General features: G+C 62.8%; 3 protein-coding genes. All 3 read right to left on the bottom strand.

Going from position 1 to position 1,676, the window contains the following annotated elements:
- Positions 1-262: NAD(P)-binding domain-containing protein (locus tag ABFA30_RS24060; RefSeq protein ID WP_253081824.1), on the bottom strand; the 262-nt coding region annotated here is incomplete at its 3' end.
- A gap of 93 nt (positions 263-355) precedes the next feature.
- Positions 356-1,138: a hydroxypyruvate isomerase gene (gene hyi / locus ABFA30_RS24055; RefSeq protein ID WP_253081823.1), complete on the bottom strand. Its 783-nt coding sequence runs from the start codon at positions 1,136-1,138 to the stop codon at positions 356-358.
- Positions 1,139-1,195: 57 nt separating this feature from the next.
- A partial coding sequence (locus ABFA30_RS24050; protein ID WP_253081822.1) for a thiamine pyrophosphate-dependent enzyme occupies positions 1,196-1,676 on the bottom strand: 481 nt, incomplete at its 5' end.

Raw genomic sequence — 1,676 nt, 5'->3', positions numbered from 1 at the left:
TCGGGCCAACGCCTTCGGCCACGCCGTTTTCACCGAACAGGACGGCTTCGACCTGTGGGGTGTCGGGGACCATGACGATGATGAACTCGGCTTCCTGGGCCACTTCCTTCGGGTTGGCCAGGGCGACGGCGCCTGCGGCGATCAGGTCGGCCGGAGCGGCATCGTGGTGGGTGGAAACGAAGAGGCTGTGACCTGCTTTTTGCAGGTTCTGGGCCATGGGCTTGCCCATGATGCCGGTGCCGATGAAACCGATTTTAGCCATGAGAGATTACCTCGTTGTATTTGTTGAATCTCGGTGGAGCAGGCGACGCTGGGAATATGGAAGCCAGCCGGGGCTGCCCCTTCGAGAGCATTCTCAGATCGCGTTGTGGGTCTTCAGCCAGCCCAGGCCCGCCTCGGTGGTGGTCAGTGGCTTGTACTCCGCGCCCACCCAGCCCTGGTAGCCGATGCGGTCCAGGTGTTCGAACAGGAAGCGGTAGTTGATCTCGCCGGTGCCAGGTTCGTTGCGGCCGGGGTTGTCGGCCAGCTGAATGTGGTTGATCAACTTCAGGTTGGCTTCCATGGTGCGCGCCAGGTCACCTTCCATGATCTGCATGTGATAGATGTCGTACTGCAGGAACAGGTTGGCGCTGCCGACTTCGGCCTGGATCTCCAGGGCCTGTTTGGTGGTGTTCAGGTAGAAGCCCGGGATGTCGCGGGTGTTGATCATTTCCATGACCAGGCGGATACCGGCGGCTTCGAGCTTGTCGGCGGCGTACTTGAGGTTGTCGACGAAGGTCTTGCGCACGGTGGCGCAGTCCGGGCCTTGTGGGCGGATGCCGGCCAGGCAGTTGACCTGGGTGTTGCCCAGGACCTTGGCGTATTCGATGGCCTTGTCGACCCCGGCGCGGAATTCCTCGACGCGGTCGGGGTGGCAGGCGATGCCGCGCTCGCCTTGCGCCCAATCGCCCGCCGGGAGGTTGAACAGCACCTGGGTCAGGCCGTGGGCGTCGAGCTGTTGCTTGATCTCGGCGGCGCTGAAATCGTACGGGAAGAGGTATTCGACACCGCTGAAGCCAGCGTCGGCGGCGGCCTTGAAGCGGGCCAGGAAGTCCTGCTCGGTGAACAGCATGGACAGGTTGGCAGCGAAGCGAGGCATGGTTGTCTCCTTGCAGATGAAAGCCCCCGGCACAGCCGGCACGGGGGCGTCAGGCGGTCAGTCCAGCAGCGAGATCGCGGTAGGCGCGTCGTTGCCGACCAGGGCCAGGTCTTCGAACTCGTTGACCGCGTTGATCTCGGTACCCATGGAAATGTTGGTCACACGCTCGAGAATCACCTCGACCACCACCGGCACCCTGTGTTCTTCGGCCATCTTCTGCGCCTTGAGCAGGGCAGGGGCGATCTCGGCCGGCTCGAACACGCGCAGTGCCTTGCAACCCAGGCCTTCGACCACGGCCACGTGGTCCACGCCGTAGTTGTTGGCTTCGGTGGCGTTGATGTTCTCGAACGCCAGTTGAACACAGTAATCCATGTCGAAGCCACGCTGGGCCTGGCGGATCAGGCCGAGGTAGGCGTTGTTCACCAGCACGTGGACGTAGGGCAGGTTGAACTGCGCGCCCACGGCCAGCTCTTCGATCATGAACTGGAAGTCGTAGTCACCCGACAGCGCGACGACCTTGCGCTTGGGATCGGCCTTG

Source organism: Pseudomonas sp. HLMP (assembly GCF_046365545.1).
Taxonomy (GTDB): domain Bacteria; phylum Pseudomonadota; class Gammaproteobacteria; order Pseudomonadales; family Pseudomonadaceae; genus Aquipseudomonas; species Aquipseudomonas guariconensis_B.
This window is presented reverse-complemented; position numbering and strand designations above follow the sequence as displayed.